Here is a 221-nt window from a genome sequence, read left to right on the forward strand (position 1 = left end):
TCGGCTGCGGCTCGACGACCGTGGAGCGCTACCGGGAGGAGGTGGAACCGTTGGTGGACGAGGTGTTGACCCCGCTGTACGAGCGGGTCCGTGACCAGGCCCGTCGGGACGCGGTCCTGGTCGATGGTCTGGTCGCGCCGGCCGGGGAACGCGACGACGTCGACTTCGGGCCGTACCGGGAGGCGGGAGAGGCCGTATTCGTGCCGCGTGGCCCGGTCGGC

At 72.4% G+C, this 221-nt stretch carries 1 pseudogene; it reads left to right on the plus strand.

The window, feature by feature from the left end:
- Nucleotides 1–221: pseudogene (locus tag ACFHWU_RS29660) on the plus strand (hypothetical protein); the annotation flags it as partial.

It is taken from the genome of Micromonospora sp. LOL_015, from assembly GCF_048060275.1.
Lineage (GTDB): Bacteria > Actinomycetota > Actinomycetes > Mycobacteriales > Micromonosporaceae > Micromonospora_E.